1 protein-coding gene is annotated in these 466 nt (G+C 42.7%); it reads left to right on the top strand.

The features are described from left to right. Positions 1-87: 87 nt before the first annotated feature. Positions 88-466 (top strand): hypothetical protein (locus Tanf_RS16615; RefSeq protein WP_498370411.1); only part of this gene is annotated, 379 nt, incomplete at its 3' end.

A 466-nucleotide genomic window follows, 5' to 3' on the forward strand; every position in this document is an offset into this window, starting at 1 on the left:
CTTTAGCAAATTACGAAAGTATTTTAACGCACTTATCAACGGAAGGATTAAGCATCACACCTCACTGATGCTCCAAAAGTCTCATTTATGAAAAACACACAGCGTAATTTTGTCGATCACATCATCCCCCACCGGATACCCAAGCAAAAGGGAGTTGGAAAAGCGCCGGTTAATATTGCACTCAGTAAATACTGGGGCAAACGTAATGTGGATTTGAATTTACCCACCAACAGCAGTTTATCTATCAGTCTGCCGGGGTTAGGAACTGAAACGCAGATAGAATGGATTGAAAACCAGTCCGACCAAATCTATTTAAATGAAACAAAAATGGCCTTTGATAGCTCCTTTGCGCAAAGAATCCGTATTTTTTTAGACTTATTTCGGCCCAGTCCAAAAGGAGGGTTCATTGTAAACACTGTCAACAGTGTTCCAACCGCAGCAGGGCTGGCGTCTTCTGCGTCAGGCT

The organism is Tannerella forsythia (genome assembly GCF_001006485.1).
In the GTDB taxonomy this organism is placed as follows: domain Bacteria; phylum Bacteroidota; class Bacteroidia; order Bacteroidales; family Tannerellaceae; genus Tannerella; species Tannerella forsythia.